The organism is Bradyrhizobium sp. 191 (genome assembly GCF_023100985.1).
Taxonomy (GTDB): Bacteria; Pseudomonadota; Alphaproteobacteria; order Rhizobiales; family Xanthobacteraceae; genus Bradyrhizobium; species Bradyrhizobium diversitatis.
Genome location: NZ_CP064692.1, coordinates 7,823,487 through 7,838,870 on the forward strand (window position 1 = coordinate 7,823,487; position 15,384 = coordinate 7,838,870).

Sequence of the window (15,384 nt, forward strand, 5' to 3'; positions counted from 1 at the left end):
TCGCTCGCGTATCTCATATCTCGGTTCCACGATGAAAAACCTGTTCTACGTCCGCCAAACTTGCCGCCTCTGCCATTCGGACAAGCAGGAGCTGGTCGTTCCGATGGCAGGCATGCCCATCGGCACGCCGAACTTCCAGGTGCCGGACGCCAGCGTCGACGATCCCGTCTTCCGGGCCGCGGTACCGATGGCGCTGCATCTGTGCCGGGACTGCGGCCACCTCCAGATTCTCCATGTCGGCAATCCGGAGATCCAGTACCGCAACTACGTCTATACCACCTCGCTCTCGCTCGGCTTGCGGGAGCATTTCGCAGGCTATGCCAACGACGTCGTCAGCCGCTTTGGGATCGCGCCGGGCTCGCTCGTCGTCGAACTCGGCAGCAATGACGGATCGTTGCTCGGCTTCTTTAGGGAGCGCGGCATGCGGGTGCTGGGTGTCGATCCCGCCGTCGACATCGCGCGGCGTGCGACGGAAGCCGGGATCGAGACCATCGGCGATTTTTTCACGGACGCGATCGGGCACCGCATCCTGCAAAGCCATGGTGCGGCGAGCGTCGTGATCGCCAACAACATGATCGCCAATGTCGACAATCTCGATCCGCTCGTGATCGGGGTTCGCGACGTGCTTGCACCGGACGGATTGTTCGTCTTCGAGACGCAGTACGGCGTCGATGTCACCGAGAAGAACCTGCTCGACACCGTCTATCACGAGCATCTGTCCTATTTTAACATCAAGCCGTTGACGCGCTTCTTCGCGCGGCTCGGCATGGAAGTGATCGACGTTCAGCACATCTGGACCAAGGGCGGCTCGATCCGCGTGACTGTCCAGCGCGCCGGCGGTGCGAAGAAGCCGTCAGCGGAGGTCGCGAGGTTCATCGCCGAGGAGGACCGGCTCGGCGTCGATCAGCCGGCTTATTATGCGCCCTATGTGAAGAGGATCGCGGCCATCCGCGACGAGCTGGTCGCGATGGCCGATGCCGCCCATGCGCGGGGGCAGCTGGTCGCCGGCTACGGTGTGTCGGTCGGCACCACGACGCTGCTCCCGCAGTTCGGCCTGGAGAACAAGATCGACTTCCTGGTGGACGACGACCCCAAGAAGGGGAACGTGATGGCGGGCCCGGGTTACGACATTCCGATTCTGCCCCCGGCGGCCCTTTATGAGCGCAAGCCAGCGTTTGTCGTGGTCTTCGCTTGGCGCTATGTCGACCCGATCCGGGCCAAGCACGCCCGCTATTTTGCCGAGGGTGGAAAATTCGTGGTGCCGCTCCCGGGTGTCTCCATGGTCGACCGGGCCGACTGATCCGGGCGGCGGGTTGGTCAGGCAGGTTCCGGGGCTGATCTCGTCCCCGCTGGGACGGGAGATAAGTCCTTGATCCTCCTTGGGGTGTGCATGGGTCGCCTGAGGACGCCGGCTTCTCGCCGCGAAGCCCCGTATCTTGACCTTTGGCCCCATCCGCAGTATTTACCCGGCACTCGCAGCCGGCCCGTTAGACGCGGATCTCCGGCGCGGCTTTGAAATCCCCGAACAATCGAGCCCGGTTTCCGGCTCATCCTTCGAGACAGAGGGCTGGGCCAACGGCGGCTGTTCGGATCCCCGAAATTCATTCGCGTCTGTCGACGGACGTTGGACATCAAAACGATGGCAGTCAGCCCGTTCAAGTTCTTGCAGGAAGTGCGTTCGGAGACCGCCAAGGTCACTTGGCCGACCCGTCGTGAGACCACGATCACCACCATCATGGTGTTCGTCATGGTCGCCGTCGCCTCGATCTTCTTCTTCGCCGCCGACCAGATCATCCGCTACCTCATCACCTTCCTCCTGGGCATTCACTGATGGCAACGGCAACCGCTCAATTGTCCGACAAGCGCTGGTACATCGTTCACGCCTATTCGAACTTCGAGAAGAAGGTCGCCGAATCGATCCGCGAGCAGGCCAAACAGCGCGGCCTCGAGGATCTGTTCGAGCTGGTGCTGGTTCCGACCGAGAAGGTCACGGAAGTGCGCCGCGGCCGCAAGATCGACGCCGAGCGCAAGTTCTTCCCGGGCTATGTGCTGGTGAAGATGAAGCTGACCGACGAGGCGTTTCATCTGATCAAGAACACGCCGAAGGTGACGGGCTTCCTCGGCGCGGAAAACAAGCCGATGCCGATCTCGGAGGCCGAGGCCATGCGCATCCTGCACCAGGTGCAGGAGGGTGTGGAACGGCCGAAGGCGTCGGTGTCGTTCGAGATCGGCGAGAATGTGCGCGTGGCCGATGGCCCGTTCGCCTCGTTCTCGGGTGTGGTCGAGGAAATCGACGAGGCGCGCTCGCGCGTGAAGGTCGCCGTGTCGATCTTCGGCCGCGCCACGCCGGTCGAGCTGGAATTCGGTCAGGTCGAGAAGGTCTGATCGGGTCGCGCGTGAAGCCGAAACGCTTTGCGCAAAGAGAGGCCGTGGGAGGACGAGGGCGGTTGCCAGCCGCCCGTCGATCCCGACCACGAACCTGAAACCGCCGGCGACATGCCGGCACAACAGGAGTGATACATGGCAAAGAAAGTGACCGGATACCTGAAGCTTCAGGTCCCGGCCGGCGCGGCGAATCCTTCGCCCCCGATCGGTCCCGCGCTTGGTCAGCGCGGTCTCAACATCATGGAGTTCTGCAAGGCATTCAACGCCCAGACCCAGAAGGAAGAGAAGAACACCCCGATTCCCGTCGTGATCACGATCTACGCCGATCGTTCGTTCACGTTCGAGATGAAGACCCCCCCGATGTCCTTCTTCCTCAAGCAGGCTGCCAAGATCCAGTCCGGCTCGAAGGCGCCGGGCCGCGACAAGGCCGGCAAGGTGACCAAGGCGCAGGTGCGCGAGATCGCCGAGAAGAAGATGAAGGACTTGAATTGCGACACCATCGAATCGGCCATGAAGATGGTCGAGGGCTCTGCCCGTTCGATGGGTCTGGAAGTTGCGGGGTAAGCGGTCATGGCAATCGGAAAGCGTTTGAACAAAGCCCGCGAAGGCATTGATCGCGAAAAGCTTTACGCGCTCGCGGACGCCATCAAGATGGTCAAGGAACGCGCGAAGGCGAAGTTCGACGAGACCATCGAGGTCGCGATCAATCTCGGTGTCGATCCGCGTCACGCCGACCAGATGGTTCGCGGCGTCGTGACCCTGCCGAACGGTACCGGCCGTACGCTCCGCGTCGGCGTGTTCGCCCGTGGCGCCAAGGCCGACGAAGCCAAGGCGGCCGGTGCTGACGTCGTCGGCGCCGAGGACCTGGTCGAGAAGGTGCAGAACGGCTCGATCGATTTCGACCGCTGCATCGCCACCCCCGACATGATGCCGCTGGTCGGCCGTCTCGGTAAGGTGCTCGGCCCGCGCGGCCTGATGCCGAACCCGAAGATCGGCACCGTGACCATGGACGTCACCGGCGCGGTGAAGGGTGCCAAGGGCGGCTCGGTCGAGTTCCGCGTCGAGAAGGCCGGCATCCTGCAGGCCGGCGTCGGCAAGGCCTCGTTCTCCGAGGAGAAGCTGGTCGAGAACATCAAGGCCCTGGCTGATGCCGTCTCCAAGGCGAAGCCGGCTGGTTCCAAGGGTACCTACATCCAGCGCGTTGCGGTGTCCTCGACCATGGGCCCGGGCGTGAAGGTCGAGCCGGGCACCATTCTCGGCTAAGGTTTGGAAATTGCATGAGGCGAGGGGCGGAATTGGGCAACCGATTCCGCCCCTCGTCGTTTGTGGCGGCGCTCTCCGGAAGCAAGAACAATGGCTGACAAGGTCCTGATCTACTCGCGCTTTCCCAAGACGATGATGGCGCGTTTCGCCGAGCGGTTCGAACTTCTCGACACCGCTGGCAAGCCCGCACACGAGGTTTTTCCGGCGGACGAGCTCAGGGGTATCCGCGCGATGCTGACCGCGGGCGGGACCCCGCTCGGCGCGGAGGCGATGGATCTGTTTCCAAAGCTCGGCGCCATCATCTGCTACGGTACCGGTTATGACGGCGTCGATCTGAAGGCGGCCGCCGCGCGCAATATCGCCGTCGGCCACAGCCCGGGCGCCAATGCGGCTTCGGTCGCCGATATCGCAATGACCCTGATGCTGGCGGCGACGCGGCGGCTCCTGGTCGCCGACCAATATGTCCGCAGTGGCGACTGGGCGGCGTCAAAACAGTCGCCAATGATGCGGCCTCAGGCCGGCATGCTCGGCCGCCGCGTTGGCATCTATGGCATGGGCGAGATCGGCCGCAAGATCGCCGCGCGCTGCGCGGCTTTCGAGAGCGAGGTCGGCTATTTCAGCCGCACCCGATACGATCTGCCGTATCGATATTTCTCGTCGCTGGAGGCGCTGGCCGACTGGTGCAGCGTGTTGATGATCGCGGTCCGGGCAGGGGCCGAGACCCAGCATGTCGTCAATGCCGATATCCTTCGGCGACTCGGCGCGGACGGCTATGTCGTCAATATTTCCCGCGGCTCCGTCATCGACGAGAAAGCCCTGGTCGCCGCGCTCGCCGACAAGACCATCGCGGGCGCCGGCCTCGATGTCTTTGAGCAGGAACCGCACGCCCCCGATGCGCTGACGGCGCTGCGGAACGTGGTCTTCGCCCCGCATATCGGCGGCCACACCCTGGAATCGCACGTTGCCATGCAGAATTGCGTCTTGGCCAACCTGACCGCGTTCTTCGAGGGTAGACCGCTCCCTTACGCGGTCAAATCGTCCTGAATCGGGCCTTGTCAGCCGAGATCAAGCCTGGCCGGCAATCGATTGGAACTGGTGTGAATTTTGCTCTTGGCAAGCAGGCCCGGAGCGGTTAAAGAACCGCCTCCGAACGTACCGGCCTCGGCTGGCGCGTTCGTGCACGCATTCCGAAAAACCGGCATGACAGGAGATCATTCCTTTTCAGGACGTCCGCAAGGATTTGCCCGGAAAAGGAAGGAAACCCGTCGGTGGGCTGGGGTGCGGGCAGAGGTCGGACGGTTCGCCGGCTGGCCTCGTCCTGTCCAAGACTGCAGGCGCCTGCGGGAAATTTCGATTTCTCAATGGCTTAATCGCATGGCCTGCATAGACGGGTGAAGACCGGATTTCACTTCGCGCCCAGCCTTAACGGTAGGGTTAGCGAAACGGGTCTGGTTCGGACCTCGACACGCCGTGGGCCTCCAAGGGGGCTCCCGGAGGGCAGGCTTTGAATTGTCGTCTTGCCCGGCGTGTCCGATGGGTTTTTTGGCCCGGAGGTTCAGGTTCGGGCGGGACGATGGGTGAAACCCGGCGGTCCCGCTCCTCGCGATGACCGCCAACCGGAGAGAGCTTGCTGTGGAACGAGCGGCAAAAAAAGAGGCGGTCGAACAGCTCAACGAGGTCTTCAAGACCACGAGCGTCGCGATCGTTGCTCAATATTCCGGCCTCACCGTCGCCCAAATGCAGAAGCTGCGCCAGCAGATGAAGCAGGCGGGTGCGTCGGTGAAGGTCTCGAAGAACCGTCTCGCCAAAATTGCTCTTGAAGGCACTGACGTCGTAGCCATCGGCCCCATGCTGAAGGGGCCGACCGTGATCGCAACTTCCAACGATCCGGTAGCGGCGCCAAAGGTCGCCATCGAATTTGCCAAGGCGAACGAAAAGTTCGTCATCGTTGGCGGGTCGATGGGCAAGACCGTCCTGAATGTCGACGGCGTGAAGGCGCTTGCCTCGCTGCCGTCGCTTGACGAACTGCGCGGCAAGATCGTCGGCCTGCTTGTGGCCCCGGCGACCAAGCTGGCCCAGCTCGCCAACGCGCCCGCGGGCAAGCTCGCGCGCGTCATCCAGGCTCATGCCTCAAAGGGCGAAGCGGCCTGACGCCCTTCGCAAAACTCAAACCCGAACCAGACTTACACTCAAGGAAACTGAACAATGGCTGACTTGCAGAAGATCGTTGACGACCTCTCGAGCCTCACCGTGCTCGAAGCTGCCGAACTGGCGAAGCTCCTCGAAGAGAAGTGGGGCGTTTCGGCCGCCGCGGCTGTCGCCGTGGCCGGCCCGGCTGCCGGTGGCGCCGCTGCCGCTCCGGCGGAAGAGAAGACCGAGTTCACGGTCGTTCTCGCCAGCGCCGGCGACAAGAAGATCGAGGTCATCAAGGAAGTCCGCGCCATCACCGGTCTCGGCCTGAAGGAAGCAAAGGACCTCGTCGAGGGCGCGCCGAAGCCTGTCAAGGAAGGCGTGAACAAGGACGAAGCCGACAAGATCAAGGCCCAGCTCGAGAAGGCTGGCGCCAAGGTTGAGCTGAAGTAACGCAAGTTGCTTCGGCGAAATCCCGGGCTCGCGAAGCGAGACCCGGGATCTCGTCCCAAGATCGTGGATGGCCGGGTCAAGCCCGGCCATGACGATCGGAAGGACCGGCGCCAGATGCAAAAGGCGTGCGACGGAACGTCCCGACGCAGGCCGAACACGAAAAAGTGTGGGGATTTGAGGGTTTACCCCTCGAATCTGCACTATTGTCGCCCCATATCGGGTCGGCAGCACGAAAGCGCGGTGGGCGGGGATGCCGGATTTCCCTGTAAGCCGTTGGGAGAGCAGGCTATTTCGGGCTTTTGCAGTCCGTGAAGACGATCGTTGTGACGGGCGGGTGCGCTCTTGCGCCCCGCGCGTCGTTTTGCGTTTTGAAGGTCTGAAGAACAGATTCAGGACATTCAAGCCTGAAGCTGCGTCTCTGGCCCCCAAGGCGGGTTCGAAAATTCAACCCGGAGAGCGGTGGCAGCCGCGTTCCGGACGGCGCGCCCAGAGCGGGCGACGAAAATGAGAGGCCACGATGGCGCAGCAGACATTCACCGGTCGCAAACGTGTTCGCAAGTTCTTCGGACACATCAAGGAAGTCGCCGAGATGCCGAACCTCATCGAGGTTCAGAAGGCGTCCTATGACCAGTTCCTGATGGTCGACGAGCCCCCGGGCGGCCGTCTCGACGAGGGTCTGCAGGCGGTGTTCCGCTCGGTGTTTCCGATCTCCGACTTTTCGGGCACCTCGATGCTGGAATTCGTCCGCTACGAGTTCGAGCAGCCCAAATACGACGTCGACGAGTGCCGCCAGCGCGGCATGACCTTCGCTGCGCCCCTCAAGGTGACGCTGCGCCTCATCGTGTTCGATATCGACGAGGAAACCGGCGCGAAGTCGGTGAAGGACATCAAGGAGCAGGACGTCTACATGGGCGACATCCCGCTCATGACGATGAACGGCACCTTCATCGTCAACGGCACCGAGCGCGTCATCGTCTCGCAGATGCACCGGTCGCCCGGCGTGTTCTTCGACCACGACAAGGGCAAGACCCATTCCTCGGGCAAGCTGCTGTTCGCCGCCCGCGTCATTCCGTATCGCGGCTCCTGGCTCGACATCGAGTTCGACGCCAAGGACATCGTCTATGCGCGTATCGACCGTCGCCGCAAGATTCCGGTGACGTCGCTGATGTTCGCCCTCGGCCTCGACGGCGAGGCGATCCTGTCCACGTTCTACAAGAAGATTCTCTACAAGCGGACCAAGGAAGGCTGGCGCGTTCCGTTCGACGCCAACCGTTTCCGCGGCTACTCGACCGTCAACGACCTGATCGACGCCGATACCGGCAAGGTCGTGCTCGAGGCCGGCAAGAAGCTCACCGTCCGCGCCGCCCGCCAGCTCCAGGAGAAGGGGCTGAAGGCGCTGCGCATGGCCGACGAGGAGCTGGTCGGCAACTACGTCGCCGAGGATCTCGTCAACCCGAAGACCGGTGAGATCCACGCCGAGGCCGGTGAGGAAATCACCGACAAGCTGATGAAGGCGCTCAACGAGCAGGGCTACAAGGAGCTGCCGCTGCTCGACATCGACCACGTCAATGTCGGCCCCTACATCCGTAATACGCTGTCGGCCGACAAGAACATGACGCGTGAGGATGCGCTGTTCGACATCTACCGCGTGATGCGTCCGGGCGAGCCGCCGACGCTGGAATCGGCGCAGGCCATGTTCCAGTCGCTGTTCTTCGACGCCGAACGCTACGACCTCTCCGCGGTCGGTCGCGTCAAGATGAACATGCGCCTCGACCTCGATGCGCCCGACACCCAGCGCACGCTGCGCAAGGAAGACATCCTCTCCGTCATCAAGACGCTGGTGGATCTGCGCGACGGCAAGGGCGAGATCGACGACATCGACCATCTCGGCAACCGCCGTGTGCGTTCGGTCGGCGAGCTCATGGAGAACCAGTACCGCATCGGCCTCCTGCGCATGGAGCGCGCGATCAAGGAGCGCATGTCCTCGGTCGATATCGACACGGTCATGCCGCAGGACCTGATCAACGCCAAGCCGGCGGCCGCCGCCGTGCGCGAGTTCTTCGGCTCCTCGCAGCTCTCGCAGTTCATGGACCAGACCAACCCGCTCAGCGAGATCACCCACAAGCGCCGCCTGTCGGCGCTCGGACCGGGCGGTCTGACCCGCGAGCGCGCCGGCTTCGAGGTGCGCGACGTGCATCCGACGCATTACGGCCGCATCTGCCCGATCGAAACGCCGGAAGGTCCGAACATCGGCCTGATCAACTCGCTCGCGACCTTCGCGCGCGTGAACAAATACGGCTTCGTCGAGACGCCGTACCGCAAGGTCAAGGACGGCCGCGTCACCGACGAGGTGGTGTACCTGTCGGCGATGGAAGAAGGGCGCTATTCGGTGGCCCAGGCCAACGTGCCGGTCGACGCCAAGGGCCGCTTCACCGAAGACCTCGTGGTCTGCCGCTCGAGCGGGACCCGCGACGTCGTGCCGATGACGCCCGACAAGGTCGACTACATGGACGTGTCGCCGAAGCAGCTCGTTTCGGTCGCCGCGGCGCTGATCCCGTTCCTCGAGAATGACGACGCCAACCGCGCGCTGATGGGCTCGAACATGCAGCGCCAGGCGGTGCCGCTGGTTCGCGCCGAGGCGCCGTTCGTCGGCACCGGCATGGAGGGCGTGGTTGCCCGTGACTCGGGCGCCGCGATCGCGGCGCGCCGTTCAGGCGTGATCGACCAGATCGATGCGACCCGCGTCGTCATCCGCGCGACGGAAGATCTCGATCCGACCAAGTCGGGCGTCGATATCTACCGTCTTATGAAGTACCAGCGCTCGAACCAGTCGACCTGCATCAACCAGCGTCCGCTGGTGAAGGTCGGCGACATCGTCAAGAAGGGCGACATCATCGCTGACGGTCCGTCGACCGATCTCGGCGAACTCGCGCTCGGCCGCAACGTGCTGGTCGCGTTCATGCCGTGGAACGGCTACAACTTCGAAGACTCGATCCTGCTCTCCGAGCGGATCGTGAAGGAAGACGTCTTCACCTCGATCCACATCGAGGAATTCGAGGTGATGGCCCGCGACACCAAGCTCGGACCTGAGGAAATCACCCGCGACATTCCGAACGTCTCGGAAGAAGCGCTGAAGAACCTCGACGAAGCCGGTATCGTCTACATCGGCGCGGAAGTGCGGGCCGGTGACATCCTGGTCGGCAAGATCACGCCGAAGGGCGAAAGCCCGATGACGCCGGAAGAGAAGCTCCTGCGCGCCATCTTCGGCGAGAAGGCCTCCGACGTCCGCGACACCTCGCTGCGCGTCCCCCCGGGCGTGCAAGGCACGATCGTCGAAGTGCGCGTGTTCAACCGTCACGGCGTCGACAAGGACGAGCGTGCGCTGGCGATCGAGCGGGAAGAGATCGAGCGCCTTGCCAAGGACCGCGACGACGAGCAGGCGATCCTGGACCGCAACGTCTACAACCGTCTTGCCGAGCTTCTCGAGGGGCGGCAGGGCATTGCGGGTCCGAAGGGCTTCAAGAAGGACACCAAGATCACCCGTGCGGTGCTCGAGGAGTACCCGAAGTCGCAGTGGTGGCTGTTCGCTTCGCCCAACGACAAGCTGATGGCCGAAATCGAGGCCATGCGGAAGCAGTACGACGAGTCGAAGAAGGGGCTTGAGCAGCGCTTCCTCGACAAGGTCGAGAAGCTTCAGCGCGGTGACGAATTGCCGCCCGGCGTGATGAAGATGGTCAAGGTCTTCGTCGCGGTGAAGCGCAAGATCCAACCCGGCGACAAGATGGCCGGCCGCCACGGCAACAAGGGCGTGGTGTCGAAGATCGTGCCGATCGAGGACATGCCGTTCCTCGAAGACGGCACGCATGCCGACATCGTGCTCAATCCGCTCGGCGTGCCTTCGCGCATGAACGTCGGACAGATCCTCGAGACCCATCTCGGCTGGGCCTGTGCCGGCCTCGGCAAGCGTATCGGCCAGACGGTCGATGCGTACCTGTCGAAGCAGGACATCAAGCCGCTGAAGGAAACCCTGAAGAAGGTCTACGGCGAGGACGAGACGATCAAGTCGCTCAACGACAACGAGCTGCTCGAACTCGGCCATAACCTCAGCCGCGGCGTGCCGATCGCGACGCCGGTGTTCGACGGTGCCAAGGAGACCGACATCGAGGAGATGCTGAAGCTTGCCGGTCTCGACGCGTCGGGTCAGTCGACCGTCTATGACGGCCGCACCGGCGATCCGTTCGATCGCAAGGTGACGGTGGGCTACATCTACATGCTCAAGTTGCACCATCTGGTCGACGACAAGATCCATGCGCGTTCGATCGGTCCGTACTCGCTCGTCACCCAGCAGCCGCTGGGCGGCAAGGCGCAGTTCGGCGGCCAGCGCTTCGGCGAAATGGAGGTGTGGGCGCTCGAGGCTTACGGCGCGGCGTACACGCTCCAGGAGATGCTGACGGTGAAGTCGGACGACGTCGCCGGCCGTACCAAGGTGTACGAGGCGATCGTGCGCGGTGACGACACGTTCGAGGCCGGTATTCCGGAATCGTTCAACGTGCTGGTCAAGGAAATGCGCTCGCTCGGCCTCAACGTCGACCTGCACAACTCCAAGATGGGACCGGCGCCGACGTCGGAAGCGGCCGAGTAATTCGACCTTTCATGCCCGGCCTTCGCGGCCGGGCATCGGCGCCCTTCCCGAGGCCTTGAGGGCAGGGCGCCTCGTTGAATGATTTTCGAATTTGCGGCCGGAGGCGACCGGCACGCGAGGAGAAGACGATGAACCAAGAAATTATGAATCTCTTCAATCCGACGACGCCGGCTCAGGTCTTCGACCAGATCCGGATCTCGATCGCGTCCCCAGAGAAGATTCTGTCCTGGTCCTACGGCGAGATCAAGAAGCCGGAGACCATCAACTACCGCACCTTCAAGCCCGAGCGCGACGGCCTGTTCTGCGCCCGCATCTTCGGGCCGATCAAGGACTACGAGTGCTTGTGCGGCAAGTACAAGCGCATGAAGTACAAGGGCATCATCTGCGAGAAGTGCTCGGTCGAGGTCACGCTGTCGCGCGTCCGGCGCGAGCGCATGGGCCATATCGAGCTCGCAGCTCCCGTCGCCCACATCTGGTTCCTGAAGTCGTTGCCCTCGCGCATCGGCCTCCTGCTCGACATGACGCTGAAGGATCTCGAGCGGATCCTCTACTTCGAATATTACGTCGTGCTGGAGCCGGGCCTCACCGCGCTGAAGGACCGTCAGCTGCTGTCGGAAGACGAGTATCTGAAGGCGCAGGACGAATACGGCCAGGATTCCTTCACCGCCATGATCGGCGCCGAAGCGATCCGCGAGCTGCTCAAGGGCATGGACCTCGAGAAGCTCGAGGCCTCGCTGCGTGTCGAGATGCAGGAGACCGACTCCGACATCAAGCACAAGAAGCTCGCCAAGCGCCTGAAGATCGTGGAAGCGTTCCGCCACTCCGGCAACAAGCCGGAATGGATGATCATGACGGTGGTGCCGGTGATCCCGCCGGACCTGCGTCCGCTGGTGCCGCTCGACGGCGGCCGCTTCGCGACCTCGGATCTCAACGACCTCTACCGCCGCGTCATCAACCGCAACAACCGCTTGAAGCGGCTGATGGAGCTGCGCGCGCCTGACATCATCATCCGCAACGAGAAGCGCATGCTTCAGGAAGCGGTCGACGCGCTGTTCGACAACGGCCGCCGCGGCCGCGTCATCACGGGCGCCAACAAGCGCCCGCTGAAGTCGCTCGCCGACATGCTCAAGGGCAAGCAGGGCCGCTTCCGTCAGAACCTGCTCGGCAAGCGCGTCGACTATTCGGGTCGTTCGGTGATCGTGGTCGGTCCCGAGCTGCGCCTGCATCAGTGCGGCCTGCCGAAGAAGATGGCGCTCGAGCTGTTCAAGCCGTTCATCTACTCGCGGCTTGACGCCAAGGGCCTGTCCACGACCGTGAAGCAGGCCAAGAAGCTGGTCGAGAAGGAGCGTCCCGAGGTCTGGGACATCCTGGACGAGGTGATCCGCGAGCATCCGGTGCTGCTCAACCGCGCGCCGACGCTGCATCGCCTCGGCATCCAGGCGTTCGAGCCGGTGCTGATCGAGGGCAAGGCGATCCAGCTCCACCCGCTGGTCTGCTCCGCGTTCAACGCCGACTTCGACGGCGACCAGATGGCCGTGCACGTTCCGCTGTCGCTCGAAGCGCAGCTGGAAGCGCGCGTCCTGATGATGTCGACCAACAACATCCTGCATCCGGCGAACGGCCAGCCGATCATCGTGCCGTCGCAGGACATCGTGCTCGGTCTCTACTACGTCTCGATCATGCGCGAAGGCCTGCCCGGCGAGGGCAAGGTGTTCGGCGACATGGCCGAGCTCGAGCACGCGCTGCACGCGAAGGTCATCCACCTCCACACCAAGATCAAGTACCGGTGGGAAGGCATGGACGAGACCGGCAAGGTCTCCAGGCGCTGGATCGAGACCACCGCGGGCCGCGTCATGCTCGGCAATTTGCTGCCGAAGAATCCGCGGATCTCGTACGAGATCATCAACAAGCTGATGACCAAGCGCGAGATCTCCGGCGTCATCGACCAGGTCTACCGTCACTGCGGACAGAAGGAGACGGTGATCTTCTGCGACCGCATCATGGCGCTCGGCTTCTACAACGCGTTCAAGGCCGGCATCTCGTTCGGCAAGGACGACATGGTCGTGCCGCACGGCAAGTGGAAGATCGTCGACACCACCCGTACGCTGGCGAAGGATTTCGAGCAGCAGTACAACGACGGTCTGATCACGCATGGCGAGAAGTACAACAAGGTCGTCGACGCCTGGTCGAAGGCCACGGAAGAAATCGCCAAGGCGATGATGAAGGAGATCTCCGCCACCAAGAAGACGGCGAGCGGAGCCGACGCCGACATCAACTCGATCTACATGATGGCCCACTCCGGTGCCCGCGGTTCGCCGGCCCAGATGCGCCAGCTCGCCGGCATGCGCGGCCTGATGGCCAAGCCGTCAGGCGAGATCATCGAGACGCCGATCATCTCGAACTTCAAGGAAGGCCTCTCGGTGCTCGAGTACTTCAACTCGACCCACGGCGCCCGCAAGGGCCTCGCGGACACCGCGTTGAAGACCGCGAACTCCGGCTACCTGACCCGTCGTCTCGTCGACGTGGCGCAGGACTGCATCATCACGCAGAGCGACTGCGGCACCAAGCTCGGCATCAAGATGCGCGCCATCGTCGATGCCGGCACCGTGGTCGCTTCGCTCGGCTCGCGCATCCTCGGACGCACGGCCTGCGAAGACGTGCGTGACAGCTCGGGCAAGGTGATCATCAAGCGCGATACGCTGATGGAAGAGAGCCATCTGGAGGCCATTCAGCAGGGTGGCGTGCAGGAGGTGAAGATCCGCTCGGCGCTGACCTGCGAGCTTGTCAACGGCATCTGCGGCAAGTGCTACGGCCGCGACCTCGCCCGTGGCACGCCGGTCAACCACGGCGAAGCGGTCGGCGTCATCGCGGCGCAGTCGATCGGCGAGCCGGGCACCCAGCTCACCATGCGCACCTTCCACATCGGCGGTGCGGCGCAGCTCAACGAGCAGTCGTTCGTCGAAGCCAATTTCGACGGCAAGATCGTGATCCGGAACAAGGCCATCGCCCGCAACAGCGAAGGTCACCTGATCGCGATGGTGCGCAACATGGTTGTCGCGATCGTCGATGCCGACGGCACCGAGCGTGCGACGCACCGTATCCAGTACGGTTCGCGCCTGCACGTCGACGAAGGCGACATGGTCAAGCGCGGCCAGCGCATCGTCGAGTGGGATCCCTACACCCGTCCGCTGCTCACCGAAGTCGAAGGAACCATCGGCTTCGAGGATCTGGTCGAGGGGCAGTCGATCTCGGAAACGCTCGACGAAGCCACCGGTATCGCCAAGCGCGTGGTCATCGACTGGCGCTCGACGCGCGGCGGCGCGGACCTGCGTCCGGCCATCGTGGTGAAGGGCAAGGACGGCAAGGTGCTCAAGCTCGCCCGTGGCGGCGATGCCCGCTACATGCTGTCGGTCGATGCCATTCTGTCGGTCGACATCGGAGCCAAGGTACAGCCGGGCGACATCCTCGCCCGTGTCTCGACCGAAAGCGCCAAGACGCGTGACATCACCGGCGGTCTGCCGCGGGTGGCGGAACTGTTCGAGGCTCGGCGTCCGAAGGATGCGGCGATCATCGCCGAAATCGCGGGCACCATCCGGTTCGGGCGCGACTACAAGAACAAGCGTCGCATCTCGATCGAGCCGATGGACAAGACCGACGAGCCGCGCGAGTACCTGATCCCGAAGGGCAAGCACATCCACCTTCAGGACGGCGACGTCGTCGAAAAGGGCGACTTCATCGTGGAGGGCAATCCGGCACCGCACGACATCCTTGCGGTGAAGGGCATCGAGGAACTCGCGGCCTATCTGGTCAACGAGATCCAGGAGGTCTACCGGCTGCAGGGCGTGCTCATCAACGACAAGCACATCGAGGTGATTGTCCGTCAGATGCTCCAGAAGGTGGAAATCACCGATCAGGGCGATACGGACATGATCTCCGGCGAGCAGGTCGACAAGATCGAGTTCGACGCGCTGAACGAGAAGGCCAAGGAAGAGGGCAAGAAGCCCGCCACGGGAACGCCGGTTCTGCTCGGCATCACCAAGGCGAGCCTCCAGACCCGATCCTTCTTCTCGGCGGCATCGTTCCAGGAGACCACACGCGTCCTCACCGAGGCGGCGGTCAACGGCAAGATCGATCCGCTCGAAGGCCTCAAGGAGAACGTCATCGTCGGCCGGCTGATCCCGGCGGGCACCGGCGCCTCCATGGCCAAGATCCGCGAAGTCGCCATGAAGCGCGACAAGCTGATCCTGGACGAGCGCGAGAAGCAGGCGGCCGTCGTGTCGCCGGCACCGGAAGCCGAGCTTCCGGCGCTGCCGCCTGCGGAATGATGGTTCATCCGTAGGAATACCGAGGACAATGAAAAGGCCGGCTTTTGCCGGCCTTTTTGCTGCTTTCTTTGCTTGCTGGGATGAAGGATCAGCCTTTGTTCATCTTTCCTTCAGCCGTAAAAGCGCTTCTGCTAGGAGAGCTTAGACCGGTGGTCCCGTGATGGGGGGAGCGCCGGAGGACCACGG

General features: G+C 63.2%; 10 protein-coding genes. All 10 read left to right on the forward strand.

Annotated features, from left to right (window positions below; translation table 11 throughout):
- Positions 1-103: 103 nt before the first annotated feature.
- The 10 genes from IVB23_RS36880 to rpoC all read left to right on the forward strand — a co-directional run bounded on the left by IVB23_RS36880 (position 104) and on the right by rpoC (position 15,198).
- Positions 104-1,300 (forward strand): class I SAM-dependent methyltransferase, encoded by a 1,197-nt coding sequence (locus IVB23_RS36880; protein WP_246790105.1) that lies wholly within the window; start codon positions 104-106, stop codon positions 1,298-1,300.
- A gap of 339 nt (positions 1,301-1,639) precedes the next feature.
- Positions 1,640-1,831 carry a preprotein translocase subunit SecE gene (gene secE, locus IVB23_RS36885; protein WP_007611620.1) on the forward strand — a complete coding sequence of 64 codons (192 nt, stop codon included), beginning with the start codon at positions 1,640-1,642 and terminating at the stop codon, positions 1,829-1,831.
- A complete protein-coding gene (gene nusG / locus IVB23_RS36890; protein WP_028177956.1) occupies positions 1,831-2,385 on the forward strand; it encodes a transcription termination/antitermination protein NusG in 555 nt (184 codons plus the stop codon). The genes secE and nusG overlap by 1 nt, the downstream gene beginning before the upstream one ends.
- A gap of 135 nt (positions 2,386-2,520) precedes the next feature.
- Positions 2,521-2,949 (forward strand): 50S ribosomal protein L11, encoded by a 429-nt coding sequence (gene rplK, locus IVB23_RS36895; RefSeq protein WP_008136439.1) that lies wholly within the window; start codon positions 2,521-2,523, stop codon positions 2,947-2,949.
- Between the two features lie 6 nt (positions 2,950-2,955).
- Positions 2,956-3,648, forward strand: a complete 693-nt coding sequence (gene rplA / locus IVB23_RS36900; protein WP_247801922.1) for a 50S ribosomal protein L1 — start codon at positions 2,956-2,958, stop codon at positions 3,646-3,648.
- Positions 3,649-3,738: 90 nt separating this feature from the next.
- The gene (locus tag IVB23_RS36905) at positions 3,739-4,692 is read left to right on the forward strand and encodes a 2-hydroxyacid dehydrogenase (RefSeq protein ID WP_247801923.1); all 954 of its coding nucleotides are present in this window, start codon (positions 3,739-3,741) and stop codon (positions 4,690-4,692) included.
- 588 nt (positions 4,693-5,280) lie between these two features.
- The gene (gene rplJ, locus IVB23_RS36910) at positions 5,281-5,799 is read left to right on the forward strand and encodes a 50S ribosomal protein L10 (protein WP_061876889.1); all 519 of its coding nucleotides are present in this window, start codon (positions 5,281-5,283) and stop codon (positions 5,797-5,799) included.
- Positions 5,800-5,853: 54 nt separating this feature from the next.
- On the forward strand, positions 5,854-6,231 hold the full coding sequence (gene rplL, locus IVB23_RS36915) for a 50S ribosomal protein L7/L12 (RefSeq protein ID WP_061876888.1): 378 nt from the start codon (positions 5,854-5,856) through the stop codon (positions 6,229-6,231).
- A gap of 517 nt (positions 6,232-6,748) precedes the next feature.
- On the forward strand, positions 6,749-10,873 hold the full coding sequence (gene rpoB, locus IVB23_RS36920) for a DNA-directed RNA polymerase subunit beta (protein WP_247801924.1): 4,125 nt from the start codon (positions 6,749-6,751) through the stop codon (positions 10,871-10,873).
- A gap of 128 nt (positions 10,874-11,001) precedes the next feature.
- A complete protein-coding gene (rpoC, locus tag IVB23_RS36925; protein WP_061876886.1) occupies positions 11,002-15,198 on the forward strand; it encodes a DNA-directed RNA polymerase subunit beta' in 4,197 nt (1,398 codons plus the stop codon).
- Positions 15,199-15,384 lie beyond the last annotated feature (186 nt).

Bases quoted from the DNA above. Each gene is read 5' to 3' on its own strand.
- rpoB (WP_247801924.1), top strand. From the start codon at position 6,749: ATGGCGCAGCAGACATTCACCGGTCGCAAACGTGTTCGCAAGTTCTTC.
- rplA (WP_247801922.1), top strand. From the start codon at position 2,956: ATGGCAATCGGAAAGCGTTTGAACAAAGCCCGCGAAGGCATTGATCGC.
- rpoC (WP_061876886.1), top strand. From the start codon at position 11,002: ATGAACCAAGAAATTATGAATCTCTTCAATCCGACGACGCCGGCTCAG.
- rplK (WP_008136439.1), top strand. From the start codon at position 2,521: ATGGCAAAGAAAGTGACCGGATACCTGAAGCTTCAGGTCCCGGCCGGC.
- IVB23_RS36880 (WP_246790105.1), top strand. From the start codon at position 104: ATGGCAGGCATGCCCATCGGCACGCCGAACTTCCAGGTGCCGGACGCC.
- IVB23_RS36905 (WP_247801923.1), top strand. From the start codon at position 3,739: ATGGCTGACAAGGTCCTGATCTACTCGCGCTTTCCCAAGACGATGATG.
- nusG (WP_028177956.1), top strand. From the start codon at position 1,831: ATGGCAACGGCAACCGCTCAATTGTCCGACAAGCGCTGGTACATCGTT.
- secE (WP_007611620.1), top strand. From the start codon at position 1,640: ATGGCAGTCAGCCCGTTCAAGTTCTTGCAGGAAGTGCGTTCGGAGACC.
- rplL (WP_061876888.1), top strand. From the start codon at position 5,854: ATGGCTGACTTGCAGAAGATCGTTGACGACCTCTCGAGCCTCACCGTG.